Source organism: Phenylobacterium sp. LjRoot97 (genome assembly GCF_964254345.1).
Taxonomy (GTDB): Bacteria; Pseudomonadota; Alphaproteobacteria; order Caulobacterales; family Caulobacteraceae; genus Phenylobacterium.
Genome location: NZ_CAXUTH020000001.1, coordinates 1,520,423 through 1,546,400, shown reverse-complemented (window position 1 = coordinate 1,546,400; position 25,978 = coordinate 1,520,423). Strand labels below are relative to the sequence as shown.

29 protein-coding genes and 2 tRNA genes are annotated in these 25,978 nt (G+C 69.0%); 9 read left to right on the top strand and 22 right to left on the bottom strand.

The annotated features are described in order from the left end of the window. Nucleotides 1-10 precede the first annotated feature (10 nt). Nucleotides 11-670, bottom strand: coding sequence for a peroxiredoxin (locus ACSQ2H_RS07515; protein WP_436060817.1), 660 nt, complete (start codon nt 668-670; stop codon nt 11-13). A 129-nt stretch (nt 671-799) separates the two neighbouring features. Then, entirely contained in the window at nt 800-1,453 is a 654-nt protein-coding gene (locus ACSQ2H_RS07510) for a Crp/Fnr family transcriptional regulator (protein ID WP_436060816.1), read from the bottom strand. 101 nt (nt 1,454-1,554) lie between these two features. Between ACSQ2H_RS07510 and ACSQ2H_RS07505 the strand changes: the two genes are divergently transcribed. Beyond that, on the top strand, nt 1,555-2,343 hold the full coding sequence (locus ACSQ2H_RS07505) for a class II aldolase/adducin family protein (protein WP_436060815.1): 789 nt from the start codon (nt 1,555-1,557) through the stop codon (nt 2,341-2,343). Nucleotides 2,344-2,502: 159 nt separating this feature from the next. Here ACSQ2H_RS07505 and ACSQ2H_RS07500 read toward each other — a convergent pair whose 3' ends face one another. After that, complete coding sequence (locus ACSQ2H_RS07500; RefSeq protein ID WP_436060814.1) at nt 2,503-3,825, bottom strand: MFS transporter; 1,323 nt, start codon at nt 3,823-3,825, stop codon at nt 2,503-2,505. A 106-nt stretch (nt 3,826-3,931) separates the two neighbouring features. Next, complete coding sequence (locus tag ACSQ2H_RS07495) at nt 3,932-4,837, bottom strand: hypothetical protein (protein WP_436060813.1); 906 nt, start codon at nt 4,835-4,837, stop codon at nt 3,932-3,934. Between the two features lie 205 nt (nt 4,838-5,042). Between ACSQ2H_RS07495 and ACSQ2H_RS07490 the strand changes: the two genes are divergently transcribed. Further along, on the top strand, nt 5,043-6,044 hold the full coding sequence (locus ACSQ2H_RS07490) for a helix-turn-helix domain-containing protein (RefSeq protein ID WP_436060812.1): 1,002 nt from the start codon (nt 5,043-5,045) through the stop codon (nt 6,042-6,044). Nucleotides 6,045-6,101: 57 nt separating this feature from the next. Then, complete coding sequence (locus ACSQ2H_RS07485) at nt 6,102-6,734, top strand: PEPxxWA-CTERM sorting domain-containing protein (protein WP_436060811.1); 633 nt, start codon at nt 6,102-6,104, stop codon at nt 6,732-6,734. On the opposite strand, the gene ACSQ2H_RS07480 is transcribed toward ACSQ2H_RS07485, so the two are convergent. Both ACSQ2H_RS07480 and ACSQ2H_RS07475 read right to left on the bottom strand, forming a co-directional pair. Next, on the bottom strand, nt 6,731-7,093 hold the full coding sequence (locus ACSQ2H_RS07480; protein ID WP_436060810.1) for a hypothetical protein: 363 nt from the start codon (nt 7,091-7,093) through the stop codon (nt 6,731-6,733). The two genes, ACSQ2H_RS07485 and ACSQ2H_RS07480, sit on opposite strands and share 4 nt — an antisense overlap. 76 nt (nt 7,094-7,169) lie before the next feature. Beyond that, entirely contained in the window at nt 7,170-7,661 is a 492-nt protein-coding gene (locus ACSQ2H_RS07475) for a hypothetical protein (protein WP_436060809.1), read from the bottom strand. Between the two features lie 185 nt (nt 7,662-7,846). Between ACSQ2H_RS07475 and ACSQ2H_RS07470 the strand changes: the two genes are divergently transcribed. Beyond that, complete coding sequence (locus tag ACSQ2H_RS07470; RefSeq protein WP_436060808.1) at nt 7,847-8,728, top strand: LysR family transcriptional regulator; 882 nt, start codon at nt 7,847-7,849, stop codon at nt 8,726-8,728. Here ACSQ2H_RS07470 and ACSQ2H_RS07465 read toward each other — a convergent pair. Beyond that, on the bottom strand, nt 8,725-9,645 hold the full coding sequence (locus ACSQ2H_RS07465; RefSeq protein ID WP_436060807.1) for a PAS domain-containing protein: 921 nt from the start codon (nt 9,643-9,645) through the stop codon (nt 8,725-8,727). The two genes, ACSQ2H_RS07470 and ACSQ2H_RS07465, sit on opposite strands and share 4 nt — an antisense overlap. A 258-nt stretch (nt 9,646-9,903) precedes the next feature. On the opposite strand from ACSQ2H_RS07465, the gene ACSQ2H_RS07460 reads away from it, so the two are divergent. Continuing rightward, nucleotides 9,904-10,839: a LysR family transcriptional regulator gene (locus ACSQ2H_RS07460; RefSeq protein ID WP_436060806.1), complete on the top strand. Its 936-nt coding sequence runs from the start codon at nt 9,904-9,906 to the stop codon at nt 10,837-10,839. On the opposite strand, the gene ACSQ2H_RS07455 is transcribed toward ACSQ2H_RS07460, so the two are convergent. Further along, complete coding sequence (locus ACSQ2H_RS07455; RefSeq protein ID WP_436060805.1) at nt 10,836-12,083, bottom strand: hydrolase; 1,248 nt, start codon at nt 12,081-12,083, stop codon at nt 10,836-10,838. The two genes, ACSQ2H_RS07460 and ACSQ2H_RS07455, sit on opposite strands and share 4 nt — an antisense overlap. Before the next feature lie 65 nt (nt 12,084-12,148). On the opposite strand from ACSQ2H_RS07455, the gene ACSQ2H_RS07450 reads away from it, so the two are divergent. Then, on the top strand, nt 12,149-13,033 hold the full coding sequence (locus ACSQ2H_RS07450) for a 2-hydroxyacid dehydrogenase (protein WP_436060804.1): 885 nt from the start codon (nt 12,149-12,151) through the stop codon (nt 13,031-13,033). A 137-nt stretch (nt 13,034-13,170) separates the two neighbouring features. Here ACSQ2H_RS07450 and ACSQ2H_RS07445 read toward each other — a convergent pair whose 3' ends face one another. Next, complete coding sequence (locus ACSQ2H_RS07445) at nt 13,171-13,653, bottom strand: Lrp/AsnC ligand binding domain-containing protein (RefSeq protein ID WP_436060803.1); 483 nt, start codon at nt 13,651-13,653, stop codon at nt 13,171-13,173. Nucleotides 13,654-13,757: 104 nt separating this feature from the next. On the opposite strand from ACSQ2H_RS07445, the gene putA reads away from it, so the two are divergent. Next, complete coding sequence (gene putA / locus ACSQ2H_RS07440) at nt 13,758-16,835, top strand: bifunctional proline dehydrogenase/L-glutamate gamma-semialdehyde dehydrogenase PutA (protein WP_436060802.1); 3,078 nt, start codon at nt 13,758-13,760, stop codon at nt 16,833-16,835. Nucleotides 16,836-16,901: 66 nt separating this feature from the next. On the opposite strand, the gene ACSQ2H_RS07435 is transcribed toward putA, so the two are convergent. From ACSQ2H_RS07435 to ACSQ2H_RS07420, 4 genes are all read right to left on the bottom strand, one after another. After that, nucleotides 16,902-16,978, bottom strand: a tRNA-His gene (locus tag ACSQ2H_RS07435). A gap of 166 nt (nt 16,979-17,144) precedes the next feature. Next, nucleotides 17,145-17,849: an energy transducer TonB gene (locus tag ACSQ2H_RS07430; protein WP_436060801.1), complete on the bottom strand. Its 705-nt coding sequence runs from the start codon at nt 17,847-17,849 to the stop codon at nt 17,145-17,147. 12 nt (nt 17,850-17,861) lie between these two features. Then, a complete protein-coding gene (locus ACSQ2H_RS07425) occupies nt 17,862-18,293 on the bottom strand; it encodes a biopolymer transporter ExbD (protein ID WP_436060800.1) in 432 nt (143 codons plus the stop codon). A gap of 5 nt (nt 18,294-18,298) precedes the next feature. Then, the gene (locus ACSQ2H_RS07420; protein WP_436060799.1) at nt 18,299-19,222 is read right to left on the bottom strand and encodes a MotA/TolQ/ExbB proton channel family protein; all 924 of its coding nucleotides are present in this window, start codon (nt 19,220-19,222) and stop codon (nt 18,299-18,301) included. Between the two features lie 821 nt (nt 19,223-20,043). On the opposite strand from ACSQ2H_RS07420, the gene ACSQ2H_RS07415 reads away from it, so the two are divergent. Then, the gene (locus ACSQ2H_RS07415; RefSeq protein WP_436060798.1) at nt 20,044-20,553 is read left to right on the top strand and encodes a DNA-deoxyinosine glycosylase; all 510 of its coding nucleotides are present in this window, start codon (nt 20,044-20,046) and stop codon (nt 20,551-20,553) included. A gap of 53 nt (nt 20,554-20,606) precedes the next feature. Beyond that, nucleotides 20,607-21,137, top strand: coding sequence for a hypothetical protein (locus ACSQ2H_RS07410; protein WP_436060797.1), 531 nt, complete (start codon nt 20,607-20,609; stop codon nt 21,135-21,137). On the opposite strand, the gene ACSQ2H_RS07405 is transcribed toward ACSQ2H_RS07410, so the two are convergent. From ACSQ2H_RS07405 to ACSQ2H_RS07365, 9 genes are all read right to left on the bottom strand, one after another. Continuing rightward, entirely contained in the window at nt 21,122-21,421 is a 300-nt protein-coding gene (locus ACSQ2H_RS07405; protein WP_436060796.1) for a hypothetical protein, read from the bottom strand. The genes ACSQ2H_RS07410 and ACSQ2H_RS07405 overlap by 16 nt on opposite strands. Nucleotides 21,422-21,457: 36 nt before the next feature. Further along, nucleotides 21,458-22,441 (bottom strand): hypothetical protein, encoded by a 984-nt coding sequence (locus ACSQ2H_RS07400; RefSeq protein WP_436060795.1) that lies wholly within the window; start codon nt 22,439-22,441, stop codon nt 21,458-21,460. Nucleotides 22,442-22,589: 148 nt separating this feature from the next. Beyond that, nucleotides 22,590-22,665: transfer RNA gene (locus ACSQ2H_RS07395), tRNA-Phe, on the bottom strand. A 98-nt stretch (nt 22,666-22,763) separates the two neighbouring features. Next, nucleotides 22,764-22,928 (bottom strand): DNA gyrase inhibitor YacG, encoded by a 165-nt coding sequence (gene yacG / locus ACSQ2H_RS07390; RefSeq protein ID WP_436060794.1) that lies wholly within the window; start codon nt 22,926-22,928, stop codon nt 22,764-22,766. Further along, nucleotides 22,925-23,962 carry a ribonuclease E/G gene (locus ACSQ2H_RS07385; RefSeq protein ID WP_436060793.1) on the bottom strand — a complete coding sequence of 346 codons (1,038 nt, stop codon included), beginning with the start codon at nt 23,960-23,962 and terminating at the stop codon, nt 22,925-22,927. The genes yacG and ACSQ2H_RS07385 overlap by 4 nt, the downstream gene beginning before the upstream one ends. Next, nucleotides 23,959-24,549 (bottom strand): Maf family protein, encoded by a 591-nt coding sequence (locus ACSQ2H_RS07380; RefSeq protein ID WP_436060792.1) that lies wholly within the window; start codon nt 24,547-24,549, stop codon nt 23,959-23,961. The genes ACSQ2H_RS07385 and ACSQ2H_RS07380 overlap by 4 nt, the downstream gene beginning before the upstream one ends. A gap of 5 nt (nt 24,550-24,554) precedes the next feature. Further along, nucleotides 24,555-24,773 carry a translation initiation factor IF-1 gene (infA, locus tag ACSQ2H_RS07375; RefSeq protein ID WP_012522747.1) on the bottom strand — a complete coding sequence of 73 codons (219 nt, stop codon included), beginning with the start codon at nt 24,771-24,773 and terminating at the stop codon, nt 24,555-24,557. Nucleotides 24,774-24,893: 120 nt separating this feature from the next. Then, nucleotides 24,894-25,355, bottom strand: a complete 462-nt coding sequence (locus ACSQ2H_RS07370) for a low molecular weight phosphatase family protein (protein ID WP_436060791.1) — start codon at nt 25,353-25,355, stop codon at nt 24,894-24,896. A gap of 2 nt (nt 25,356-25,357) precedes the next feature. Next, nucleotides 25,358-25,837: a UPF0262 family protein gene (locus ACSQ2H_RS07365; protein ID WP_436060790.1), complete on the bottom strand. Its 480-nt coding sequence runs from the start codon at nt 25,835-25,837 to the stop codon at nt 25,358-25,360. Nucleotides 25,838-25,978 lie beyond the last annotated feature (141 nt).

Sequence of the window (25,978 nt, the reverse complement as noted above, 5' to 3'; positions counted from 1 at the left end):
AGGCCGCCGGCTACTGCGGCTGCGGCACGATCCGCAGGTAGGGGCGCGGGGCGTCCCAGCCGTCCGGATAGATGGTCTTGGCCTCGTCGTCCGACACCGAGCCGGCGATGATCACCTTCTCGCCCTGCCGCCAGTTCACGGGCGTGGCCACCCGGTGCTTGGCGGTCAGCTGCATTGAATCCAGCACCCGCAGGATCTCGTCGAAGTTCCGGCCCGTGGTCATCGGATAGGCCAGCATCAGTTTGATCTTCTTGTCGGGGCCGATGATGAACACCGTGCGCACCGTGGCGTTGTCGGTGGCCGTGCGCCCGTCCGAGCCGCCGGCCGTCTCCTCGGGCAGCATGTTGTAGAGCTTGGAGACCGTCAGGTCGGTGTCGCCGATCATCGGATAGTTCGGCGCCGTGCCTTGCGTCTCGGCGATGTCCTGCGCCCAGCGGGCGTGGTTGTCGACCGGGTCCACCGACAGGCCGATGACCTTGGTGTTGCGCTTGTCAAACTCCGGCTTCAGCTTGGCCATGTAGCCCAGCTCGGTCGTGCAGACCGGCGTGAAGTCCTTGGGGTGCGAGAACAGGATCGCCCAGCTGTCGCCGATCCAGTCGTGGAAGTTGATCTTCCCTTCGGTGGTCTCGGCCGTGAAGTTCGGCGCCTCGCCGTTGATACGAAGTGACATCGCCCGTTCCTTTTCGTTGAGCCCGAGGCAGCTCGCGGCTCCTGCGACGCGACATGCCTTGCCAATGCCGCCCTCGTGTCAAGGCCGGCGGCCGGCGACTATGCAATTCCGGCATGAACCGGCCGCGCGCTAGGCTTCGCCCACCGTCCGCAGCCGTTGGGCGTCGCGCACCACGATGCGGCCATAGGCCAACTGCACCATACCGGCCCGCTCCAGCGCCTTCAGCTCCTTGTTGATGGTCTGGCGCGAGACCCCGATCATCGCCGCCAGGTCCTCCTGGCGCACATGCAGCTCCGAGCCGCCCGAGCTGCGCGCCGCCCCGGCCAGGGTGCGGGCCAGCCGCACGCCGATCGGCTGGGCGATGCTGTGGGCCATGAAATTCAGCGCCGAACGCTGGCGCGAGCAGATCAGCACTCCGAGGTCGCGATAGAGCAGCGGATGCGCCTGCGCCACCTGCTCGACCGCCGCCAGCCCGACGTGCAGCAGCCGCGCCGGCTTGACCACCACCGCATCATGCGGCCGCGGCCCGCCGTCGATCACCGACAGTTCTCCGAACCAGGCGCCGGGCCCCAGGATCATCGCCACCGACTCCATGCCGACGGCGGGATAGGACACCAGCCGCACCTCGCCCTCGGCCACCGCCCACAGTCCGTCCGGCGGATCGCCCAGGCCGTAGACCCGTGCGCCGGCGCCCGCCGTGCTGGCCCGCGCCCGCGCCAGCAGCGCCTCGCGCCGCGCGGCCGGCAACATCGAGAACCAGGGATCGGGCGACAGGTCGGTCATGGCGCGAAAAGATCGCCTTGCGCCGCCAATTGTCAATTCGGCGACAATCTGCGCCCCGCGCCCGTGCGAGGACTGGCGCCAACAGAAGGAGGAGACTGGCCATGACGACCATGACCGAGACGTGCGCCGAGGGCCCGTCGATCCGCGACCAGGTGTCCGAGGAAGAATGGGCGCTGCGCGTCGATCTCGCCGCCGCCTACCGTCTCGTGGCCCATTACGGCTGGGACGACCTGATCTTCACCCACCTGTCGGCGCGGGTGCCGGGTCCGGAACACCACTTCCTGATCAACCCCTACACCCACATGTTCGACGAGATCACCGCGTCCTCGCTGGTCAAGATCGACGTCGACGGCAACCGGGTGATGGAAGCGCGCCAGCCGGTGAACAAGGCCGGCTTCGTGATCCACTCGGCGATCCACATGGGCCGCGACGACGCCCACGCCGTCCTGCACCTGCACACCCCGCACGGCCAGGCGGTATCGGCCATGGCCGAGGGCCTGCTGCCGCACACCCAGACGGCGATGATCGCCCGTCACGACGTCGCCTATCATGACTTCGAAGGCATCGCGACGGACCTGGACGAGCGCGAGCGCCTGGTCGCCGACCTCGGGACCAAGAACGCCATGATCCTGCGCAACCACGGCACCCTGACCGTCGGCGAGAGCGTCGCCCACGCCTTCCTGCGCATGTACTATCTGGAGCGCGCCTGCGAGGCGCAGGTGCTGATGCTCAGCGCCGGCCGCGACGGCCTCTACAACCCGCCGCAGGGCGTCGAGGAGAAGGTCGAACACCAGACAGCTCCGGCCGGCATGAAGCGCCTGGCCGAGGGCCTCGCCTGGCCGGCCCTGCTACGCAAGCTGGACCGCATCGACCCCAGCTACCGCAACTGACGAACCTCTCCGGTGCGCGGCCAACGCTGCGCACCGGACACCGGTCATCCCGGCGAAGGCCGGGACCCAGATGCATCCGCGGCAGATGGTGTTGCTCCGCCAAAGCGCAGCCCTACGACCTGGGTCCCGGCCTTCGCCGGGATGAGCGGATAAGGAGCGCTACGCCGCACCGAGCTCCGGCGACGCCTCGCCCTTGGCGTAGGCCCGCGTCAGCTGGCGGTAATAGCTGGAATTGAACGCAAGCAGCGTCACGATCACGCCCGCCACCCCGGCCAGGGTGAAGACCAGCGCGATGCCACGGTCCTCCCCACGCCCGAACCAGTCGCCGATCGCGTCGGCCCCGGCCCCGGTGGTCATCAGCGGAATGAACACGAACTGGGTCAGCGGCCCGATCAGGAACGCCGTCAGCGGCGAGGCTGCCTGCTCCACCGACTGGGCGAAGCCGAACACCCGTCCCTGCCGCTCGAACGGCACCACCTTCTGCAGCGTCGTCTGCTCCGCCGCCTCGGCGTAGGGCCCCAGGAACATCCAGACGAAGCAGCCGGCGATCAGCAGCGTGATCGAGGGCTGCAGCGTGAACACGCAGCAGACGCCCCAGCTGATCAGGTTGACCAGCAGCAGGGTGCGCAGCGGACTGCGCCCCAGCCCGGTGCGCGCGATCAGCAGGCCGCTGATGATGAACGCAGTCGACAGCAGCCCCCAGAGCAGGCCCCAGGTCTGCACCTTCACCAGCGACAGGCCGTAGGCGTCCATCAACGCCATGAAGATGCCGCCGAGGAAGTTGTTGAAGGTGGCGAAGAAGATCAGCGCGAACAGCCCCGGCACCGCCCCGATCACCCGGATCGTGCCGGCCAGGTCGACCTTGCGATGCTCGTGCGGGCTCGCCGGCGCCGCCGCGTCCTCGTCCAGCCGCACGAACAACAGATGCGCGAACGCCGCCGCCGTGAACACCAGCGCGAAGACCAGCGTCGAGACCATGCCGCCCCAGGCGACGAGAAAGCCGCTGATCACCGAGGTGGTCAGAAAGCCGACGCCCGAGACCATGCCGACCAGGCCGTTGGCCTTGTCGCGCCGATCCTCGGGGATCATCAGCGTCACCAGGGTCGGCAGCGCGATGCCGCGGATGTTGCCGGCGATGACGCCCAGCATGACCAGCGACACCAGGATCCACACCGGCGCCCCGTAGGGATCGGCCAGGCTGCCCTTCGGCGCCAGCCCATAGGCGGCGAACGCGAGGGCGTAGAGCGCGAATGACACCGCGCTCGAGGCCAGCATCACCGTCCGCTTGCGATGATGGTCGACCAGGCTTCCGAACCAGATGCCGGTGCTGGCCGTCAGCACCAGATAGATCCCCGCCACCATGCCGGTCGCGAAGACCGACTTGGTTTCCAGGTAGATCCAGAAGGTCAGCGCGAACCACACCGTGAAATTGGTGATGTTCGCGACCAGGTTATTGGCCAGCAGCTGATAGAAGCGGTTCACCGCGCGGCCCTCTGCGTATGACCGCGAGACGCGCCGCGGAGCGCCCGTGACTTAGGCGCCGCCCCGGGCAAGCTCAAGGACCTCGACGCCCCTCGCGCGCGTCCAGCTACCGCGCCGGGCGGGCGTCGACGGGCGGCGGCGTCTGCCAGCCGCACGCGGCGGGCCTGGACGCCTGAGCCGTCCGCCACTTCTGGAAGACGCTCGGCGGATACGCCGCGATCCTCGCCCGCAGCAGCTCCATCGGCCGCTGGCTTTCGACCACCGCGCCGCCCAGCGGCCCGTCGATATCTACGATCATCGCGAGCGTCATGGTGAGCAGGGCCAGCAGAACGCCGGCCGCGACCCGTCCCCCGTTCCCGCGCAGCACATAGCCGAGCACCGCCGCCGTGGTGATCATGTAGACAAAGAGGACGACGAAGACCTCGAACGGCACCCGCGCTATGCGCGCGGCCTTGCGCGACGCATCCGACGTGACGATCGTGTTCATCGTGTCCAGGTAGGTGCTCGACCAGTCGTAGCACTTGATGCCGTCCAGGGCCGCCGCGGTCGCCGCCCACAAGTCGTTGATCAGGGCGTCGTTCCGCGAGAGCAGCGCCTTACGGCTCTGATCGTCGGCCTGCGCCAGCGTGATGCGCAGGTCCAGATAGGCGACCAGCAACTGGCTCGTCCGCGTCCGGTCCGGCTCATCCAGCAGTTGGGCGCGAAAATAGGCCTCGCCGATCGCGTTCGCCTCGTCGCGGACCAACAGCCGTCGCGCGTCGTAGCGATCGACGGCCAACGAAAAGCTGAACCCCAGCAAAAGCGCCAGCAGCCCAAGCACCGCCGACACGATGTAGGCCTCGGCGCCCTTGTTCGCGTCCAGATCCGACTGGCTCGGCGGTCGCCGGCGTTCGCGAAGCCTCCGCACGTTCATCGCGGCGTAAGCTGCAATCGCCATTGACGCATATAGCGTGGCCGCCACGCGCCAAAGTGAAACCGAAGTCAAAAAGGGTTCCAGATCGCGCCAGTCCATGGGGCGATACTTGCACCGCTGCAGCGGCGCCGGGCATCGGGTCGATGCCCTATCGCCGGCTGGATCTGCAAAGTCCTTCGCTCAGCATTCGGCTTTGACAGCCCTCGCCCAGACCATCCGCCGCAACCAGCAGATGAGCCAAATTGCCAAGCCCCCGGCCTGGTCGTACTGACGTCGGGCAGCACCTCCCTCCCCGGGGCTCCCCATGACGCCTGACCGGCGCCCTTCGCCGTTCCCGACCTACTACGGCGACTTCGCCGACCCTGCCTCGATGGCGCTGGCGCTGCTCGGCGAGGATGTGCGCGAGGGGCCGCGCCCGGCGGTCGATCCCGCCCTGCGCAGCATGCTGGCCCGTGGGGCGCTCGGGGACCTCAATGTCGCCGTCGGACGGTTCGGCCAGGGCATCGCCCAGTCCCACGTCACCCGGGACATGCACACCTTCGTCTTCCCGACCGAGACCCGGGCGGTGCGCCAGGTGTCGGGCCAGAGCCTGGGGCATGGACAGATCTTCCACTTCCGGCCCAACGCCCCGACCCATTCGGCCTCATTGGGCGACCTGCCCTGGGCGTTCGGCCTGATCACCCTGCCGCTCGGCGCCTTGGCCGCGGGCGGTCCGCACGCGGCCGGGCTCGATCCCGGCGTGCCGCTCGACGCCGACCGGATGTTCCTGGCGCCGCCCCATGCCCGGGACCGCCTGATCGCGCTCATGGACGACGTCGTCCGCGTCATCCGCGACACGCCGTGGATCACGGCCCGTCCCGCGCCCTCGGCCGCCCTCGCCGGCACGCTCATCGAGGCCCTGCTCGCCTGCCTGACGGAAGGCCTCGCCCTGCCCGACCGCGCCGCCCTGCGCCGCCATCGCCAGATCGTCACCCGGTTCGAGGACCTGCTGCGCGAGCGGCCCGAGGAGATGCTGTCGCTATCGGCCATCTGCACCGCCCTGGGCGTCGCCGAGCGCACGCTCAGCCTGGCGTGTCAGGAGTTCCTCGGCCAAGGCCCCATGCAGTACGCCCGCGGCCGGCGACTGGACCTGGTGCGCCTGCGGCTGCTGGCCGCCGATCCGGCGCTCGCCCAGGTCACCGACGTCGCCATGCACTACGGCTTCTGGGAGCTCGGCCGCTTCGCCCGCGCCTACCGCCTGCGCTTTGGCGAGCTTCCATCCCAGACCCTGCGGCGCGACGGCCCCGTTCATGCGGAAATTGCATAGTGAGCAGCCGCCGCAACCTCTAGCAGCGCCCCATCACTCATTCGCAAGGGGGCGACCATGCGCAAACTGAACCTCGCCGCGGCCGCCGCCGCGCTCGTCCTGGCGGCGCAGCCCGCCGCCGCCGCCACGCCGCTGCTGTCGATCAACCTCTACCATGGCGACTCGAACGGCAATTGCGCCGACACCCGGCCCGGCTCGGGCTGCTCGCCGATCGGCGTGACCGCGATCGGCGGCACGGCCAATCCGTTCCTCAACGACACCGCCACCAAGGCCATCAGCCTTGCGCCCGGCTCCTACTACCTGTTCGGCAATCCCTATGCCGGCACGAACTTCATGACCCAGGGCGCCGTGATCAGCAGCATGATCACGGTCGGCGCCGGCGACGCCGGCTCCTCCTATCTGATGATGGGAAACACCCTCGTCCCCGACCTGTCGGTCGCCGGCGTGACGCTGTTCGACTTCGCCAAGTACGGCGTGAAGATCAGCACCACCGGCCTGACGGCCGACCGCATGTCGTTCGGCTATCCGCCAGGCGCGTTCAAGCCGGACGGCGCCACCGACTTCGTGCTGCGCCTCGACTACCTGGTTCCGGGTTCAGCCGTCCCTGAGCCGGCGACCTGGGCGATGATGATCGCCGGCTTTGGTCTGGCTGGCGCGACGCTGCGTCGGCGGCGCACCGCTTTCGCCTAGCGGCCCTGCCGATACACGATGTCCAAGGTCACCGAGCTGAAGCTGGCGACCTTTTCGGACTTGGCGGCCGCGCTCAGGCTGCGGTCGTCGCGGATCACCGGGCAGAACATCGCCGTCAGGTAGTTCACCGTATCGGCGTCGGAAAACCCGTGCTCGCGGAACAGGCCCACGGTGCGGGTCAGCCCGCCGATGTCGTTCAGCGCCCGCGGGTCCGGGACCAGTTCAGACGCCAGCTTTCCGCTGGCGTCCGGACCGAGCTTGGACAAAACCGGGCACTCGAGCGGCTCGGCGGTGAATGCAGCGTGCGGCGCCGTCAGGACGACGATCCCCGCTAAGGCCGCGATCAGATGCTGCTGCATGTCTGGCCCTCAAGGCAGGCCGCGAGTTATGCGCCCCCGGCCAACGCCGCCTCAAGTCACACGCCCGCGATCAGCTTCAGAACACTTCGATCCAACGCTCGTTGTCGGCGTCGGGGTTCGACTTGCCGCGGCAGACCAGGCCGTCCCGCGCCCTGGTCTCCTTGCCGCGGGTCAACTCCCAGCGCAGCTGCTTGCAGGCGAACGGCCCGACGGCGTCGGCGCTGACCGCCGTGATCTTCCCGACCCCGGCGCGCCCACGCCAGTTCAGCGCCTGGCCGACCTCCAACCCGCCCAGGGCGCTGTCGAACGCCCACATGTCCCGCAGATCGAGGAACTTCTTGGCCGCGGTGTCGAAGCTCACCCCGCCCTCGCAGTCGTTGCACGACACCTCGCCGAACTTCTTGAAGGCGTCCTTCTGCGCCTCCAGCGCCGGATCGAACTTCAGCTGGCCGGGGCGCTTCAACTTCGGATCGCCCAGATTGATCGGCTGCGGCCCCGCGCCGACGGCCGCCTGCGCCGTCGAGGCTGCTGCCAAGGCGACCATCGCCGCCAAGATGAAACGCTTCACGAAAACCTCCTTGCGATTGCTCGGTCGGAGATTGCCGCCCCTGGCCGCAGGCGGCGCGTCGATGTCGACCGAGGCCGGCATTGTTCGTCCTATCGATCAAACCGGCCTCCGGCGCGACCGGGACGGTGCGCGCTTGCCCGCGCAGGATTCGGCTGCGACCTTTGCTCGTGGGGGACGGAGACGACATGGAGGTCAACGATCTGAGGCGCGTGCTGGCCGTGCACGAGCATGGCAGCTTCGCGAAGGCGGCCACCGCCCTGAACATGGCCCAGCCTAGCCTCTCGAAAGCGATCAGCCGGCTCGAGCGTGAGCTCGGCGTACGGATCTTCGAACGCGACGCCACGGGTTGCGAACTCACTCCGATCGGCGAGCTCCTGGTCGCGCGCGGCCGCGGGCTGGTCGCCCAGGCCGGCAATCTCATGCGTGAGGCCTCGCTGATCGCCAACGGCGAAGCCGGTCAGCTGCGCATCGGCGTCGGCACGCCGCTGCGCCAGCCCTTCCTCGCCCGCTTGCTGCCGGCGCTGACCACGCGACATGAAAGACTGCGGCTGGACGTCGAACTGGGGCACGGCACCGACCTGATCCGCCGCCTGAAGCTCCGAGAACTGGACCTCATTTTCTGCGGCCAGCCGTCGCCGCTCGAAAAGCCCCTGCTGTTCTTTCCGATGCTGACAGCGGCGGCGATCGTGGCCGTGGCGCCCGGCCATCCGCTGGCCGGCCAGCAAGGCGTGACCGTCGAGCGCCTGGTGACCCACCGGCTCGCCGGAACCAATTTCGCGTTCCGCAACACCACCCTGTTCGACCGGCCGGACGACGATCCATGCGCCGGCGCCTTCATGGCGAACGACTACGAGGCGCTCACCGGCCTCGCCATCGACGGGATCTGCGCCCTGGTGGCCCCCAACTTCGTCGTCGCCGAGCATCTGCGCGCGGGCCGACTGGTCGAGGTCGACATCGACTGGCGCCTCGACGTCACCTTCGGGGCGGTGACGACGCCGAGCGTCGCCCTATCGCCGGTCGCGCAGAGCGCGATCGCCATCGCCCAGGCCATCTTCGACGACGTCTAGGCAGCACCACGCGCCTGTTCCTGCGGTTCGGCGGCTTCGAGCGCCACCAGAGTGAAGCCCTCGCACACCTCGTCGCGCATGCGCCGGCAGAGCGCCGCCCGAAGCACCCGCTGACCGCCGTTGCGCTCCACCATGTCCAGTTCGACCACCACCCGGTCGGCCTCGAAGTGCATGAGCTGGTTGAACGCCTCTCTCAGGCTCTGGCGGCAGAGCGCGGTGGCCAGGTCGGTCAGTTGCACCTCGCCCAGCTGCGCCTCGGTGAAGCCGAGCACGCGTCGCAGCGCCGTGTTGGTCTTCAGCAAGAAGCCCAGCACGTTGAGTTCAGCCAGACAGATTTCGTCGTGCGCCTCGAGCAGCTCGAGTTCCGCCAGCCATTGCGACCGCTCCCGGCGAAGCGCGGCCAGCTCGGTGGTGTTCTCAAACACCACGCCGACCCCTTCTCGATACGGAAACGCCCGGATCTCGACCGTGCCGCCGTCGCGCAGGAGCGTCGACGTCTCCATCGCCAGCGGCTCGCCGCTGCGCAGCACCCAGCGCAGCCTGTCCTCCAGGACTCCGGCCCGCCCCGCCATTTCCCGTTGCGGCAACGGACCGCCGCGCAGCGCCTCTTCGCTGCGGCCGAGCAGACTCTGGGCGGCCGGATTGGCCTCCACGATCCGCAGACCTGCGTCCAGGGCGACAAACGCCTGCCCCATGCCCGTCAGCAACGCCTGCAGCGCCTCGGCGTCTCCCGACGCCGCCACGGGCGGCGCGCCCTCGCCCGCGCCCAGGCGCAGGCGTTCGAACTCGTTGCTCGCCAGCAAAACCACCCGCGGGCGACCGTGGTGAGTCACCAGGACCGGCCCCTGCAGGGCGCGGTCCTGCCACATTCCAAAGTTGCGGCTGATCTCCGCCGCGGCGACTTCAAAATCCTTCATTTCGGCCCGCTCCCCCACGGCTCCGAAATCTGATCCGCCTGCGATGCCCCAAACGCACTACCCTGGATATAGCTGCGGCCTGTGGGAGCCGGATCTCAAAACTTCGGAAAATGCCCAATTGAGATTGGGTAGGAGGGAAGTCTCCGGTCCGGTATCTGGTTTCTTCGGCGCGCCCCTATAGCTAACACCTATGACCTAGGCCGATTGGCCAGGCGCTTCTCTGCTTGCGGCGACTTCCGATCTCGCCATTCTGCACCTGTGGACATCAGGAACCTCCGCCAGCTCGCCGCCGTCGCCCGTCATGGCAGTTTCACCAAGGCCGCCGACCACCTCGGGATCACCCAGGCCAGCCTTTCGCAGGCGATCGGCAGGTTCGAGGACGAACTGGGTCTGCGCCTCTTCAGCCGCACCGCCGCCGGCGCGGCGCTCACCCCGGTAGGCCAGGCGCTCCTCGATGGCGCCGATCCGCTGCTACGGGACATGGCGGACCTCGCGCGCGAGGTCGAACTGGCGGCTCAGGGCGACAGGGGCGTCGTGCGCATCGGCGTGGGGACCGCGTTGCGCGATACGCTGGCCCCCGCGCTGTTGACGCGCATTCTGCAAGCGCATCCCCAGATGCGGCTGCACATCGACGTGGCCGACGGCGAGTTGCTGCAGGCTCGCTTGATCGACGCCGACCTCGACCTCGTGCTCATGGGCGAACACCCCGGCGCGCGGCATCCCGACTTCACGTCGTTCCATCTGTTCAACTCGCGCTTCATCGCCTGCGCCAGCCCGGCCCACCCGTTGGCCGGCGAGAGGGCCATTCCGCCGGAACGCCTGTTGGAGTTCAGATGCGCCGGCGGCGTGGCTCCGCCGTTTCGAAACGATGCGATCTACGATCTCCAGGGCGTCGGCGGCCTGCTGGCGGTGATGACCAACGAGCACGCGCTGATCCCAGCCGCCGTCGAAGCGGGCCTTATCGTCACCTGTGTCGAGTTCGTCGGTCAGGCCCATGTCGCGGCAGGCCGTGCAGTCGCGCTCGATATCGACTGGAGCTCGCCCCTGCCGTTCGTCGCCCTGGCGCGCCGCGCGGTCAGCTCCCTGCCGGCAGTCAAGGCCGTCGTCGCCCACGCTCAGGAGATCGGCGCGACGATAGAGGCGCAGGCCGATCGCACGCGTACGGCGCTGTCCGCCGCCGACGGGCCGAGCTAGGCGCCGCCCATCGCCGCCTTGATCTCCGCGGCCGGGATTTCGCCGCTGGCGAGCTTGGCGAGGATCAGCGCCGACAGCTGCGCGCGTTCGACGAAGCTCTCGGGCCAGGCGTATTCGTCATGCGAATGGATGTCGCCGCCGCGAACCCCCAGGGTGTCGACGTTCGGCAGGCCGGCCGCGAACAGGTTGTTGCCCTCGCACACCCCGCCGGACGGCGCCCAGGTGATGTCCTGGCCGATCAGCGCGCCGGCGTCCTTCACCGCGCCGAACAGCTGCTGCTGGGCCGGGGTGAACGGCTTGGCCGGGCGGGTGAAGCCGCCGTGCAGCTCGGCCGCGATCCCGTCCGCCGCGGTCGCGGCGACCTCGCGCTGCACATGCGCCAGCGCCCAGGCGGCGGCTTCGGCGTCCGGCAGTCGGATGTTGAAGCGCACGACGGCGACGTCGGGCACCATGTTCAGCGGTCCGCCGCCGTCGATGCGCGCCACGTTCAGGGTCACCCCTTCGCGCTGGCCGTTGGCGGCGGACAGCCGCACCGCCAGCTCGGCGGCTGCGGCGATGGCGTTGCGGCCCTTGTCGAAGTCGCGCCCCGCGTGGGCCGCGCGCCCGCGCACCACCACATGGAAGTTGCCCGAACCCTTGCGCTGCGCGGCCAGCGCGCCGCCGGCCATCGCCGGCTCGTAGGTCAGGCCGACGTGCCCGCCGGCCGCCAGCCGCGCCAGCACCGGGCCGGAGGCCAGCGAGCCGATCTCCTCGTCGGGCGACAGCAGCACCCGATAGCCGACCTCGCCCTTGTCGGGATGGTCCTCGAACGCGCGCAGCGCCGCCAGCATGACGCTGATCCCGCCCTTCATGTCGGCCAGGCCCGGCCCGTTCAGCGCCCCGTCAGCGCACCGGGTCACCGCGGTGAACGGCGTCCCGGCCGGATAGACGGTGTCGTAGTGCCCGGTCAGCACCACCTGCACCGGCGCTTGCGGCCGCACGGTCAGCATCAGCGCGTCGGGATGCGCTTGGGCCGACAGGCTTCCGTCGGCGGCGACCTCGTGGCTGTCGGCCAGCGGCACGTTCTCGACCTCGCCGGGCAGCTGGGCCATCACGCCCTCCAGCACGGCGCGCTGCGCCTCCAGTCCCGGCAGGTTCCGACTGCCTGACGATAGGGCGCACCATTCCACGGCGCGGCCCAGAATGTCGGTTTCCTCCCCGGCCAGGCGGCCGAGGATGGATGAATCTTGCGCGGTGAGTTTCATGTCCGCGAGCCTCGCCCCCAAAAGCGGGCTCGCGCAAGGCCCCATCGGGAGGTTACTGGAAGCCCATGGCCATAACCTTCCTGAATCGCCTCTCCCCCGACGCCCAGAGCCGCTGGCTGGAGGCCCTCCGCGCCGCCCTCCCCGGCGAGACGATCGGCGTCGAGCCCTCGCCGCAGACCGAGATCGCCATCGTCGCCAATCCCGGGCGCGGCGTGCTGGGGAGCCTGCCGAACCTGGCCTTCGTGCAGTCGGCCTGGGCCGGCGTCGACAGCCTGCTGGACGATCCCGACCTGCCCCGCGTTCCGATCGCCCGGCTGATCGATCCCGGCCTCGCCGCCCAGATGGCCCAGGCGACCGCCGCCCACGTGCTCTACCTGCACCGCCAGGTCCCGGCCTACGCCGCCCAGCAGCGCCGCGGCCTCTGGCGCCAGTTGCCGCAGCCGGCCGCCGCCGAGCGCCGCGTCGGCTTCCTCGGCTATGGCGAGCTCGCAGGCGTCGCCGCCAACCTTCTGGAATCCATCGGCTTTCAGACCTATGGCTGGAGCCGCCGGCTCGGCGACCTCGACACCCTGCTGGCCACCAGCGACATCATCGTCAACCTGCTGCCGCTGACCGACCACACCCGCGGCATCCTCAGCACGCCGGCCTTCCAGCGCATGAAGCGCGGCGCGGCGATCGTCAATCTGGCCCGCGGCGCCCATGTGGTGGAGGACGACCTGATCGCCGCCCTCGACGCCGGCCAACTGTCGCACGCCGTGCTCGACGTCTTCGAGGCCGAGCCGCTCGAGCGCAAGCACCCGTTCTGGTCCCACCCGCAGATCACCGTCACCCCGCACGTGGCGGCGATCACCGATCCGGTCAGCGCCAGCGCCGTCATCGCCGCCAACATCGCCCGCTTCCGGGCCGGCCAGCCTGTCGAAGGCCTCGTCAACCGCAAGGCCGGCTACTGATACAACCAATTGCTCCCCCTCTGGGGGAGCTGTCGGCCGCATGGCCGACTGAGGGGGCTTGCTGACTCAGCAGTCCCCCTCCGTCTCGGCGCTTCGCGCCGATCCACCTCCCCCAAGAGGGGAGGAACTGAGGCCGCCTACACCGGCAACTCGGTCACCGACTTCACCTCTTCCAGCACCGCATAGGTCCGCGTCTCGCGCACCCCGGGCATGGCGACCAGCACTTCGCCGAGGAAGCGGCGATAGGCCTCCATGTCGCTGACCCGCGCCTTGATCAGATAGTCGAAGCCGCCCGCCACCATGTGGCATTCGAGGATTTCCGGCGTGCGCTGCGCAGACTGGGCGAACTCGCTGAAGGTGTCGCCCGTTGTACGGTCGAGCTGAACCTCCACGAAGATCAGGAGCGCACGGTCGATGGCCTTCGGATCGAGGATCGCCGCGAACCCGGTGATCACCCCGCGCTCGCGCAGCCGCCGCACCCGGTCCGAACAGGCCGATGGCGACAGGTGGCACTGCTGGGCCAGGTCCAGGTTGCTGATCCGCCCGTCCCGCTGCAGCACGCGCAGCAGCCGCCGGTCGGTATCGTCCAACTGTACGGTTTCCGGCACATCATCCTCCATGGACGTTTCCGTCCGGCCGAAATGCCGAACGTCCGTCGGACATCCGCCATCATAAGCGATACGCCGGACGACAGGAAACAACCCCTACGAAGGCCTCGCCCGTCATGACCTCCTGGACCGCCCTGGACGATCCCGCCGCCAAGTATCGCGACGAAACCGAGGCTGTGACCGCCGTGCTCGCGGCCCGACCGCTAAGCGCCAATCAGCAGATCGCCGTCCGCGCCCAGGCCGAACACCTGGTCCGCACCGCCCGCAAGGCGGCCAATCGTCAGGGCGTGGTCGAGAGCTTCCTGCAGGAATTCAGCCTCGGCACCCGCGAGGGCTTGGCGCTGATGTGCCTGGCCGAGGCGCTGCTGCGCACGCCCGACGCCGAGACCCGCGACCGGCTGATCGCCGAGAAGATCGGCGGCGCCGACTGGGCCAGCCACCTCGGCCAATCCGAAAGCCTGTTCGTCAACGCCTCGACCTGGGGCCTGATGCTGACCGGCAAGATCGTCGAGGTCGACGAGGAGGCCCGCCGCGACCCGCCCGGCTTCCTGCGCCGGCTGGTCGAGCGGATCGGCGAGCCGGTCGTCCGCCGCGCCGTCGCCCAGGCGATCGGCATCATGGGCGAGCAGTTCGTGCTCGGCCGCACCATCGAGGCGGCCTTGAAGCGCGCGGCCAAGGAAGGCCAGGTCTGCTCGTTCGACATGCTGGGCGAAGGCGCCCGCACCGCCGCCGACGCGGCCCGCTACGAGCAGGCCTACGCCGAGGCCCTGGAAGCGGTCGGCCGGCATGGAAAAGGCGCAGGGCCTGAGGCCGGCCATGGCGTCTCGGTCAAGCTCTCGGCCCTGTCGCCACGCTACGAGGCCACCCACGAGGACCGGGTCTGGAGCGAACTCTATCCGCGCCTCAAGCGCCTGGCCCTGATCGCCGCACGCCACGACCTCAACTTCACCATCGACGCCGAGGAGGCCGACCGCCTGGTGATCTCGCTGAAGCTGCTCGAACGGCTGGCCGGCGAGAAGGCGCTCGGCGACTGGCGCGGCCTTGGCCTGGCGGTGCAGGCCTACCAGAAGCGCGGCGTTCTCGCCGTCGCCCGCGTCGCCGAGATCGCCCGCGCCAGCGGCCGACGGCTGATGGTCCGCCTGGTCAAGGGCGCCTATTGGGATTCGGAGATCAAACGCGCCCAGGTGAACGGCCGCCCCGACTATCCGGTCTACACGACCAAGGCCGCCACCGACCTCTCCTACCTGGTCTGCGCCCGCGCCCTGATCGAGGCCAGCCCGCACGTCTTCGCCCAGTTCGCCACCCACAACGCCCACACCCTGGCCGCCGTCCACGCCATGGCTGAGGCCGCCGGGGTGAAGATCGAGTTCCAGCGCCTGCACGGCATGGGCGAGGCGCTGTACCGCGCCGCCGACACCCTGCGCGACGGCGCCGTGGTGCGCACCTACGCCCCGGTCGGCGGCCATGAGGACCTGTTGCCCTACCTGGTCCGCCGCCTGCTGGAGAACGGCGCCAACACCTCGTTCGTCCACGCCCTGCTCGACGAGAGCGTGCCGGCCGAGGACGTGGTCGTCGATCCGATCGTGGCGGTCGAGAAGGCCGGCGTCGGGCCGCACCCGAAGATCCCGCGCCCGGCCGACATCTACGGCGCCGAGCGCAGGAACTCGGCCGGCGTCGACCTCTCGATCCCCGAGGAGGCCGCCCGCCTGCACCACGCCGCCCGCGCCCTGGCCCCACTCAGCGCCGGCCCCGCTGGCGGCGACGCCCAGGAGGTGCTCAGTCCCTCCGAGACCGGCGTTGTCGTCGGCCAGGTTCGCGAGGCTTCGGTCGCCGAGATCGACGCGGCCTTCGCCGCCGCCAAGGCCGCCCAAGGAGCCTGGGACGCCCTCGGCGGCTTCCGCCGCGCCGAGGTGCTGCGGGCCATGGCCGACGCCCTGGAGGCGAACGCCGAACGGCTGATCGCCATCTGCGCGCGCGAGGCCGGCAAGACCCTGGCCGACGGCGTCGCCGAGGTGCGGGAGGCGGTCGACTTCTGCCGCTACTACGCCCACCTGGCCCAGACCAGGTTCGCCGGGCCCGAGACGCTCAAGGGTCCGGTCGGCGAGACCAACAGCCTGGAACTGCACGGCCGCGGTGTCTTCGTCTGCATCAGCCCGTGGAACTTCCCACTGGCGATCTTTACCGGCCAGGTGGCCGCGGCGCTGGCCGCGGGCAACGCCGTGCTCGCCAAGCCGGCCGAGCAGACGCCGCTGATCGCCGCCCAGGCGGTGGCGCTGTTCCATGAGGCCGGCCTGCCGCCCGCCCTGCTCGCCCTGCTGCCGGGCCGCGGCGAGACCGTGGGCGCGGCGCTCACCGCCCACCCGCAGTGCGATGGCGTCGCCTTCACTGGCGGGACCGACACCGCCCGGCGCATCAACCAGAGCCTCGCCGCGCGCCAGGGTCCGATCATCCCGTTCATCGCCGAGACCGGCGGCTTGAACGGCATGTTCGTCGACACCACGGCGCTGAAGGAACAGGTCGTCGACGACGTGGTGCTCTCGGCCTTCGGTTCGGCCGGCCAGCGCTGCTCGGCCCTGCGGATCCTTTTCCTGCCCAACGACACCGCCGATCTGGTCATCGAGACCATCAAGGGGGCCATGGACGCCCTGGTGCTCGGCGACCCGGCCGACCCCGCCGTCGACGTCGGCCCGGTGATCGACGAGGAGGCCCGCGAGACCCTGGCCGCGCACCTCCAGCGCCTTGAGCGCGAGGCCAAGGTCCTGCACCGCCTGGCCGCGCCCGAGGCCGGGACCTTCTTCGGCCCGGTGCTGGCCGAGATCCCTTCGGCGAAGTTCCTGGAGCGCGAGGTGTTCGGCCCTATCCTGCACGTCGTCCGCTACGAGCCGTCCGAGCTCGCCAGGGTCGCCGGCGAGCTGGCCGGCCAGGGCTATGGCCTGACGCTCGGCGTGCACTCGCGCATCGACGCCTTCGCCCGCGAGGTGCGCGAGCTGGTCCCGGCCGGCAACGTCTACGTCAACCGCTCGATCATCGGGGCGGTGGTCGGGGTGCAGCCGTTCGGTGGCGAGGGCCTGTCGGGCACCGGGCCCAAGGCCGGCGGTCCCAACTCGCTGTCGCGCTACGCGATCGAGCGGGCGCTCAGCGTCAACATCACCGCCCAGGGCGGCGATCCGGCCCTGCTGAACCTCAGCCTCTAGCGGCCGTCCGGCTCCTGAAACGAAGAAGCCCGGGGCTCGCGCCCCGGGCTTTTTCATATCCGGCGATGGTACCACCTCTCGGATTCGAACCGAGGACCTCTAGAGCCACAATCTAGCGCTCTAACCAACTGAGCTAAGGCGGCGCATCGCGGAGCGGCCGTTCTAGTCGCACCGGGCCGCGCGATCAAGGGCTCCGGCCTGCGGCCATGCGTTCTCCCCGAAAGATTTTCGCAAGCCCGCGTTTCGGCAAAGAAAAAGCCCCGGAGCCGAAGCTCCGGGGCCTGATCTTTTGGCGTATCCGAGAGGGCTTTAGCCCTTCGGCAGGTTGAAGCGGATCGGGATCCGCACGCTGCCGCCTTCGACGGGCGCGCCGTCTTGGGTCTTCGGACGCATCCGGAAGAGCTTGCTCATCCGGAGGGCCGCTTCACCGAAGCCCATGTCGGCAGGCTCTTCAGACTGCACGTCACAGGACTCGAGCGTCCCTTTCGCCGTAACCGTGCAGCTGATCGTCGCACGGCCTTCCATGTTCATCCGCATCGCACGATCCGGATAGTACCGCGCGATATCCTCACCCGAGGGACGACGAGCCCAATCCGGGTTCGTAATCACCGACGGACGCGGCGGGGCCGGCGGGGCGGCCTTCGGCGGTTCCGGCGTTTCGATCCGCTTTTCGACCGGCGGAACCGGCAGAGGCGGGATCGTCGGCAGATCAGCCGGCACGTTCACCGGAGGCCGCGGTTGCAGCTTCGGCGGAGGCGGCGGCGGAGTGTTCGGCGGCGGCGGCGGGGGCGGCGGCGGCGGGGGCGGAGCGGGCTTGATGATAGCCACGTCCGTCACGTCGTCGGTGTACTCCCGATACTTCGGCTCGAACTTGTTCTTATACAGATAGTAGCCGAGGACCGCGTGGACGATGATCGAGCCAACAATGGCCGCGGTCACCGCCGGGTTACGCTTCTTCTTCGGCGCGTCGAAGACACTGCGATGTTCGTGGGTAGTGTCGGTGGTTTCAGCCATACGTCACCCCCTCTAGTTCTTATCTTCGCCGATCAGGGCCACGCTGTAGAAACCGTTGTCCTGAAGCATGTTCATCACACCCATGAAGTCCCCGTAGAGGACGTCCTTGTCGGCGCGGATGAAGATGCGTTCCTTCTCCGGATTACGTTGCCCGATCGTGCTGCGCAGATTGTCTCCGATATCCGCCAGCTCCACAGGCGTGTCGCCGATGTAAATCGAACCGCCAGCCTGGAGGCTGATGTAGACGGGTTTCGGAGGGTTCGTAGAAGGTTTGGCGACCGCGGGCGGAAGATTAACTTTCACAGTCACGGCGGCCATAGGCGCCGCAACCATGAAGATGATCAGGAGCACCAACATAACGTCCACAAAGGGCGTAACGTTGATTTCGCTGTTCGCCTCGACCGCGTACTTGCCACCCCCAGAACCTGAGAGTTTGGCTCCCATGTGGGTTACGCCCCTTTGTCGAGCTGCCGGGAAATGGCGTTCATCAGTTCAGCAACGAAGCCTTCCGTACGAGCACCAAAAGCCGAGATGCGGGTCTGGAAGTAGTTGTAGAAGATAACGGCCGGGATAGCGGCGAACAGACCAATACCGGTGGCGAGCAGCGCTTCGGCGATGCCGGGGGCGACGACGGCCAGGTTGGTCGTGTTGGTGTTCGCGATGCCGATGAAGGAGTTCATGATCCCGTAAACGGTACCGAACAGACCGATGAACGGACCCGACGAACCGACCGAGGCCAGGAACTGCATGCCGCCCGAGAGGCGCTTGGCCATCAGGGCTTGCACCGCGCCGACCGCGGCTTCAGCCCGGTGCAGCGTGGTTTCGCGGTGGGTGCCCGAGACGGCCAGGCCGGCTTGACGCGACAGTTCGACTTCTTGGGTCGCCGCAGCGGTCATGTCCGCCAGCGGGTTGCCTTCGAACTCGTCCGCCATGGCGATGCGGTTCATTTCGGTGACCGACTTGGCGCCGCGGAAGGCTTCGATGAAGCGGTCCGAGGTGCGGTTCAGCGAGCCGAATTCCATCAGCTTGGTGACCAGCAGGGTCCAGGAGAGGATCGAGGACAGCACCAGGCCGATCATCACGACCTTAACGACCGGGTCGGCGTCCATGAACATCTGCATGACGGTCAGCTTGCCGGCATGTTCGATGGTGGCGGGGGCTTCGTCGGAAGCCGGGGCGGCGGGGTCGGCGGCCGGAGCGGCGGCGTCAGCGGCCGGAGCGGCGGCGGCGTCAGCAGCCGGAGCGGCCGCGGCGTCGGCGGCGGCCGGAGCAGCCGGAGCGGCCGCGTCCTGCGCGAACGCCGGCGCGCTCGCCATCAGCGCGACGGCGCCGATGAGAGCGATGAAAGGGGTCTTTCGTTTATTGTCGAGCATCTGTCGCCAGTTCCTGATTGGTCTAGCACGTTTGGACCGAAGGGTCGTCGCGCGAGAGCGTCTCCCACCCTAACTAAATAGCCCGTCGCCCTGTCTGGTCGCCCAGTCAAAGCGCGAGAGCCGCTTCGCTGCGCCCGACCCTGGCGCCGTCTTCCACCTGCGTGAAACCGGGCGTTCGGATACGGGAGCGATATCGAGCTTCCCGAGGGGAACCCGAAATCTTACCGCAATGTTAGACGTGCGGCAGGGGTCCTTTGGCAACCCCTATTCCAAGCGTCAAGAGGCCATGCAGAGGGGTGCGACCCCAAGAAGTCTGGGGTGCGGCGCGCTTTGCTGCGGCGCACAACGGCCCAGCCAAGTAAAGCGCGGCGATTTTTCATTTTTGGCGGCGATTTTGCGCTGCATCGCAGCAATCGTCGCGGAACACCGATCTCAAAATAACCGGCGCCAGCCTGCCCTTTCGGCGCCGGCCAGCACGAATTTCGGTCATCGAACTGTCGCGCCGGGGAAATGAGAGTCCGCGCGCCCCGAGTCAACCAACGTTCGGCTTCTGCAAGCCAATCACGCGCAGGGCGTGTCCCTGGCGCCATGGCCGCGCTCAAGGCCGGGGTTTTGCGGCAATTCGTCGATTTCGGCCCATAACCGTCGCGACTGCCCCATTGCGGAAACGGAAACCGTTCTCGCAGGCGCCAAAACGGAAACTTCGCGGCCGGAATCGCTGCGCGCGCGACCTTTTGCGCCGCCGGCCAGAATCGAACCCGGACCGGATTGAGGTCGGCACAGCACTGGCGTCATCTGCTCTGCCGGGCCACTATCGCCCCATGACCTCGCCCGCCGACGCCGGCCGCAAGGCCTCGTTCGCCCCCGTGGCCGACGCCCGCACCCGCCTGCTCGTGCTTGGCAGCCTGCCGGGCGAGAAGTCTCTGGCCGCCGCCCAATACTACGCCAATCCGCAGAACCAGTTCTGGCGGCTGATGCAGGCGGTGACCGGCTCGCCGCTGCTCTCCCTGCCCTATGGCGAGCGGCTGGAGCTGCTGCTGGCCGCCGGGGTCGGCCTCTGGGACGTGGTCGGCTCGGCGGTCCGGCCCGGCAGCCTCGACACCGCCATCCGCGACCACCAGCCCAACGCCCTGCCCGAACTCTGCGCCAGCCTCCCGGGTCTGCGCGCCGTCGCCTTCAACGGCGGCAAGGCGGCCAAGCTCGGGGTCAAGATCCTCGCCGACCGCCCCGGCCTCGCCCTCATCCCCCTCCCCTCCAGCAGCCCGGCCCACGCCGTCCGCTTCGAACGCAAGCTGGCGGCCTGGGAAGTGCTGGGCGCGCACCTGGACTGAGGAGGCGATCCAAGCTGTGCTATGGCCGATCCATAGACCTGCCTGGATGAGAAATGAGAGCCGCCAAAGCCGCCTATCACGACTATCTGCGAGCCAAGGCCGAGGCGACGCCGCCGATGGAGCGCCAGAGGCTCTTCGCCCTGTTGGGTTTGCTCTGGCTCGCGCCGCCGACGCTTGCGGCGCTGATCTCCGGGGCGCTGGGGATCCCTCGCCAGACGCAAATCGCAGTCGTCCTGCCCGTCTTTGCTTTGGCGATGGCGGGATATATCCATGCGGCGGCCAAGATCGTCGCCTATGGCTCGAAGTTCGACCGCAGGCCTCCCGCCTGGGCCGACACTCCGAACGGCCGGGCTCTGTTCGAGGCGCTGCACCGCTGGAGCCTGCGAGGCTTCGCCGACCTGGCGCCAGAGACGCGGCTCGCTGCTGATCTCAAGCTCACACAGAGGGAGGTGTCCGGCGTCCTGGCGGACCTCGCGGCGAACCTGGGCTTGGAGACCCTGCCCCTTCAGCAGGCGCACGACCCGACCGCGCGCGATATCCTCGATGCGATGGACCAGGCTCCCCCTCGTCAGGCCGCCTCGTAGTCGGTGCGGACCAGCGTCTTCAGATAGTACTCGACGCGGACCGGGGCGGCCGTCCGTAGTTCGAACCAGTAGGTGTCGCCGCAGGGCGCCTGCGTCCCGCGGGTCAGGCCGCACAACCGCCACCCCGCCCCGTCGCGTTCGCACACCTCGACGGTCCAGCGCAGCGCGCCGCCCGGCAGCCGCGCCTCGATTACGCCTTCGTCGCCGTTCGGTGTGAAGGCCAGCTCGTACAGCCCGTGCGGCCCCGTCATCCGCGCCGCGAACGGCTCAGGCTGCTCGACCAACAGATGCTCCCTCGCCAGAAGGTCGACCACCCGACCTCACTCTTCGGGCTCGGCATACGCGGCCGCGCGTTCGGGCTTCACGGCATAGGCCTCGCCGGTCCAAACCAGATCGTCCGCCGACGGCAGGCTGCCGCTCGGCATTACAGGAACTTCGCGGGCGTCCGGCCACCGCGCCCTGATCTTCGCCTGGAGCCGCAGCCGCGCGCCGGTCGCGAGGTCAGGTCGCTCGCCGCGGAAGAACATCAACCAGGGGCGACCCTGGTGGCCGCCGTCGTCCACCGACACTTCCTGGTCCTTGTCGTCCCGATCGCGCCAGACGCTCGCATAGATGGTCTTGTTGAGCGGGCTGGAGGCCTCATGGTCTTTGGACTCGAGGGTTTGCTGAAACGCGCCCCACTCTTCACTCCCGTCATCCACATGCTGCCCCTCCTCCCTGGCGTGCGCGTGCAGCATGGCGAGCAGGTCGGCCCGGTCGGTCGCGCTGCGAAGGGGAACCTCGACCACGGCGACCACGCGGCTGCTTTCAGAGCTTCCACGAGGAAGAAGCCACTGCGCCAGGACGACGAGCGCGCCGAGGAGCAGCAAACCGGCGACCGCGTAGCTCCCGACGCGCCGATAGCGCTCGGGAAGCAGGCGCATCGACGCCCGCTGGGCCTTGACCAGCGCCCAGACAAGTAGGGCCCCGACAAGACCGAACCCGAGAACGGCGCCAGCCGCCGCTAGCGACCCCGTGGCCAGCGCGCCCAACGCGAGCGGCGCGGCGAGGCCCGCTCCCCAGGCCATGGCCGCAAGCGGCCCGTGGTGCCCCCGCGCGCGAGCGATCGTCGCAGCCGGCCACGCCACGATCAAACAGACGAACAGAAGCATCAGCGGGACAGCGCCGGCGACGATCGGGCTTATCCCCTTCGAGACCGCGATGCCCAAGCCGAGAGCTGTCGTCGCGATGGCCGCGCCGTCTCCGAGGAAGACGGAGCCGCTCAAACCGCGATCATTCGAGGCGTCGGCCGACGAAATCGTCACCTCCCCAAGCTTGGCCGTACAAACCTAGACCGCTAGGGCGCGCGGCCGCCAGCATTTCCGCCACGGCCTAGGCGCAGATCGCCGCCCAACGCACGGCGAAGACCGGTCCAAGGCCGGGCCGCACGACATCAAGGATTGGGAAGAAAAATGGTGCCTGGGGGCGGATTCGAACCACCGACACGCGGATTTTCAATCCGCTGCTCTACCAACTGAGCTACCCAGGCGCCGGGCCGTTCCGATCAGATCGGAGGGCGAAGCAAGGTCCCGCCTGCGCGGGAGCCGCGTCTATAGAAGAGGCGTTCGCCCCTGTCCAGCGGCGGATTCAGTCTTCTTCGCTTCCGTCGCCTTCCGCCTCGTCGTCGCTCGAGGGAATGGCGTAGCGGCCGGTCAGCCAGCGCTGCAGGTCGACGTCGGCGCAACGCTTGGAACAGAAGGGCCGGTACTCGGGCTGGGCCGGCTTGCCGCAGATCGGACAGGGCGCGCTCACGCCGCCCTCACGTCGAAGCGGGCGCGGGACAGGCCGTCCTGCGGCGTGATCGCGAACCGCGCGCCGATCTTGCCGGCCAGCCGCTCGGCATAGGGCGCGGCGGCCTTGGCGACCGCCGGATGGCAGCGCGCTTCCAGCCGCGCGCCCGGCTGGCTCGCCCCCTCGGTCTCGATCGCCCGGATCAGGCGCAGGGCCAGGGTCAGGTCGCTCAAGGCGCCGCCGGCGTCGCAGAGGATGTCGGTCAGCGCCGCGGTCCGGCGCGGAATGGTCATCTCCATGGTGCCGAAACGCCCGACCGGGCCGATCGCGACACCGGGATTGTCGGGGCCGAACGCGGCCCGCGCCGCGGTCAGCAGCGCGTTGCCGTCGTGGCCGCGCCCGACCAGGTCGAACACCACGATGCCGCCCAGGCCTTTCAGCCGCAGCAGCCGCGCGCCCTGCGCCAGCGCCGCGTGGTTGGCCGCGCGGGTCACCCGCTTGACGTCATTGCCCTTGCGCTCGCCGATGTCGACGTCGATGGCGACCAGCGCCCGGGTCGGTTCGATGGCGATGTCGCCGCCGCCCGGCAGCTTGTGAACGACCGCCAGCGCCTCATCCTGCGCCTCGTCGGCGACCAGCCGCGCCTCGCGGCCCTCGACGATCTCGGCGTCCCGCGCGAAGGCGGCCAGTTGTTCGGTCAGCTCCGGCGCGGCGGCCAGCAGCTTCGGCGCGCCCTGCGCCGGGCCCAGCACCCGCACCGTCGCCAGCTTGCCGTCGCGCGGCTCGCTGCGGATCTCGACTTCCAGCGACGCGCCCTCGACCGGGCGCGCGTCCGGCTTGAACGACAGCATCGCCTCGACGCCGCCCAGGTCGACGAAGGCCGAGGCGAAGGCCGGCTCGACCTTGCGCACCCGCGCCACGTGCCGCGCGCCCAGCCGGGTGCGGGCGTCGTCGCCGTCACGGACGATCAACAGCCGCTCAGGCGCGCCGTCCAGCAGCACCACCCCGCGGCTCTCGCCGATCCCGCGATCGAGGAAGAGAGTGCGCTCGCTCATGCCGCCGCAAATCCCACGCCGCGCAGAATGTTCAAGGTCTCGTAGAGCGGCAGTCCGACCACCGCCGGATACGATCCCTGGATCGACATGACGAAAGCGCCCGCATGGCCCTGGATCCCATATCCGCCGGCCTTGCCAAGCCCCTCGCCGCCGTCGAGATAGGCCTCGATCTCGGCCTTGGTCAGCCGCTTGAAGTGCAGCCGCGTCTCGACCAGCCGGCTGGCGGTCCGCCCGCCTGGGCCGTGCGCGGCCACGCCGGTCAGCACCTTGTGCGCGCGGCCCGACAGCAGCTCCAGGCAGCGGCGGCCCTCTTCGCGGGTCTCGACCTTGGGCAGGATGCGGGTTCCCACGGCGACCACCGTGTCGGCGGCCAGCACGAAGTCGTCCGGACACGCGCCGGCCACCTTCGCGGCCTTGCCGACCGCGAGGCGCAGCGCCGTGCGGCGCGGGGTCTCGTCTTTGAGCGGGGTCTCGTCGATCTCGGCGGCGATGATCGCGTCGGGCTCGAGCCCGACCTGGCGCAGGAGATCCAGCCGCCTGGGACTTGCTGAAGCCAGCACCAGGCGCTGAAGGGGCGGCGTGGCCAAGCGGCCTAGCGGACGCGGAAGGTGATGCGGCCCTTGGTCAGGTCGTAGGGCGTCATCTCGACCAGCACCTTGTCCCCGGCCGAGACGCGGATGCGGTTCTTGCGCATCTTGCCGGCGGTGTGGGCGATGATCTCGTGGTCGTTCTCGAGTTTCACGCGGAAGGTCGCGTTGGGCAGGACTTCGCTGACCACGCCCGGAAACTCCAAAAGCTCTTCTTTAGCCATGCAGGCTCCCAAGTGGTGTTTATCGAATCACCAACGGCCCGCGCAGTGTGTCTCGGCGCGAGCCGTGGCGTGCAATCCAATTATAGCGCGTTGCCCTTTACGCCCTCAGAGCCCGGAAGGCTAGCGCGGGAAGCGCTCGGCGATCCGCTTGGCCAGATGGTCGCGCACCTCGCGATAGGCCGCCAGCCGCGCCTCGCGCGATCCTTCGGCCAGGGTCGGGTCGAAGGTCGGCCAATACTCGATCTCGGCTGAGCGCCCGCGGGTCATCTCCACCGCCCGGTGCTGGGCCTCCGGGGTCAGCGAGATCACCAGGTCGAACGAGGCGTCCTCCAGCTGGTCGAAGGTCTTCGGCGCATGGCTGGCCAGGTCGACGGAAATCTCCTCCATCACCGAGCGTACGAAGGGGTCGGCCCCCTCGCCTTGCTCGCCCGGCTCCTTCTTCAGCCCGCAGCTGTCGACATAGACCCGGTCGCCCAGCGCCCGCTTCAGCAGCGCTTCGGCCATGGGCGAGCGCACCCGGTTGAAGTTGCAGGCGAACAGGACCGCGCCCGGCAGCGGCGCGCGTGGCGAAGCTGACGCCACCCCTAGCCTCGCCAGTGCAGGGCGCAGATCAGCGTGAACAGCCGGCGCGAGGTGTCGAGGTCGGTCTCGATCTTGCCCGCCAGCCGCGTGCGCAGCAGTTCGGAGGCTTCGTTGTGCAGGCCCCGCCGGCCCATATCCAGCGCCTCGATCTGCTGGGGCGAGGAGTTGCGGATCGCCTGGTAGTAGCTCTCGCAGATCATGAAGTAGTCTTTGATCAGCCCCCGGAACGGCGACAGCGACAGGATGTGGCGCTTCTCGTAGGCCGGACCATGGACGTCCAGCACCAGCCGGTTCTCCATCAGCCCCATGCGCAGGTCGTAGGGGCCGGCCTCGGCGCCCTCCGGATAGAAATAATTGGCCTCCAGCAGGTCGAAGATCGCGATCTGCCGTTCCTGTTCCTGGTCGCGCGAAACCGCGGCGAGGGACTCCTCGTCGATCTCAACAGACTGCAGTCGATGCTTGGTACGGTCTTCGTCGGCCATGGCGCTGCGGGGAGAGGCTTGCCCCGAGCTTTATTGCAAACCAACCCCTAACGTCATCCTGCCGCGTGCGATCTTGCGTGCTGTGCACAAGAAAAGACGCCCGGCGTGGCCGCCGGGCGTCAGTGCTCTCCATTTTATCCG

What these genes read in the sequence shown, in the direction of transcription:
- ACSQ2H_RS07495 (WP_436060813.1), bottom strand. Translation starts at nt 4,837, where the DNA reads ATGGACTGGCGCGATCTGGAACCCTTTTTGACTTCGGTTTCACTTTGG.
- ACSQ2H_RS07415 (WP_436060798.1), top strand. Translation starts at nt 20,044, where the DNA reads ATGACCTCGCCCGCCGACGCCGGCCGCAAGGCCTCGTTCGCCCCCGTG.
- ACSQ2H_RS07365 (WP_436060790.1), bottom strand. Translation starts at nt 25,837, where the DNA reads ATGGCCGACGAAGACCGTACCAAGCATCGACTGCAGTCTGTTGAGATC.
- putA (WP_436060802.1), top strand. Translation starts at nt 13,758, where the DNA reads ATGACCTCCTGGACCGCCCTGGACGATCCCGCCGCCAAGTATCGCGAC.
- ACSQ2H_RS07450 (WP_436060804.1), top strand. Translation starts at nt 12,149, where the DNA reads ATGGCCATAACCTTCCTGAATCGCCTCTCCCCCGACGCCCAGAGCCGC.
- ACSQ2H_RS07410 (WP_436060797.1), top strand. Translation starts at nt 20,607, where the DNA reads ATGAGAGCCGCCAAAGCCGCCTATCACGACTATCTGCGAGCCAAGGCC.
- ACSQ2H_RS07480 (WP_436060810.1), bottom strand. Translation starts at nt 7,093, where the DNA reads ATGCAGCAGCATCTGATCGCGGCCTTAGCGGGGATCGTCGTCCTGACG.
- ACSQ2H_RS07470 (WP_436060808.1), top strand. Translation starts at nt 7,847, where the DNA reads ATGGAGGTCAACGATCTGAGGCGCGTGCTGGCCGTGCACGAGCATGGC.
- ACSQ2H_RS07510 (WP_436060816.1), bottom strand. Translation starts at nt 1,453, where the DNA reads ATGACCGACCTGTCGCCCGATCCCTGGTTCTCGATGTTGCCGGCCGCG.
- infA (WP_012522747.1), bottom strand. Translation starts at nt 24,773, where the DNA reads ATGGCTAAAGAAGAGCTTTTGGAGTTTCCGGGCGTGGTCAGCGAAGTC.
- ACSQ2H_RS07430 (WP_436060801.1), bottom strand. Translation starts at nt 17,849, where the DNA reads ATGGCTGAAACCACCGACACTACCCACGAACATCGCAGTGTCTTCGAC.
- ACSQ2H_RS07485 (WP_436060811.1), top strand. Translation starts at nt 6,102, where the DNA reads ATGCGCAAACTGAACCTCGCCGCGGCCGCCGCCGCGCTCGTCCTGGCG.
- ACSQ2H_RS07425 (WP_436060800.1), bottom strand. Translation starts at nt 18,293, where the DNA reads ATGGGAGCCAAACTCTCAGGTTCTGGGGGTGGCAAGTACGCGGTCGAG.
- ACSQ2H_RS07445 (WP_436060803.1), bottom strand. Translation starts at nt 13,653, where the DNA reads ATGGAGGATGATGTGCCGGAAACCGTACAGTTGGACGATACCGACCGG.
- ACSQ2H_RS07515 (WP_436060817.1), bottom strand. Translation starts at nt 670, where the DNA reads ATGTCACTTCGTATCAACGGCGAGGCGCCGAACTTCACGGCCGAGACC.
- ACSQ2H_RS07465 (WP_436060807.1), bottom strand. Translation starts at nt 9,645, where the DNA reads ATGAAGGATTTTGAAGTCGCCGCGGCGGAGATCAGCCGCAACTTTGGA.
- ACSQ2H_RS07420 (WP_436060799.1), bottom strand. Translation starts at nt 19,222, where the DNA reads ATGCTCGACAATAAACGAAAGACCCCTTTCATCGCTCTCATCGGCGCC.
- ACSQ2H_RS07455 (WP_436060805.1), bottom strand. Translation starts at nt 12,083, where the DNA reads ATGAAACTCACCGCGCAAGATTCATCCATCCTCGGCCGCCTGGCCGGG.
- ACSQ2H_RS07385 (WP_436060793.1), bottom strand. Translation starts at nt 23,962, where the DNA reads ATGAGCGAGCGCACTCTCTTCCTCGATCGCGGGATCGGCGAGAGCCGC.
- ACSQ2H_RS07490 (WP_436060812.1), top strand. Translation starts at nt 5,043, where the DNA reads ATGACGCCTGACCGGCGCCCTTCGCCGTTCCCGACCTACTACGGCGAC.
- ACSQ2H_RS07505 (WP_436060815.1), top strand. Translation starts at nt 1,555, where the DNA reads ATGACGACCATGACCGAGACGTGCGCCGAGGGCCCGTCGATCCGCGAC.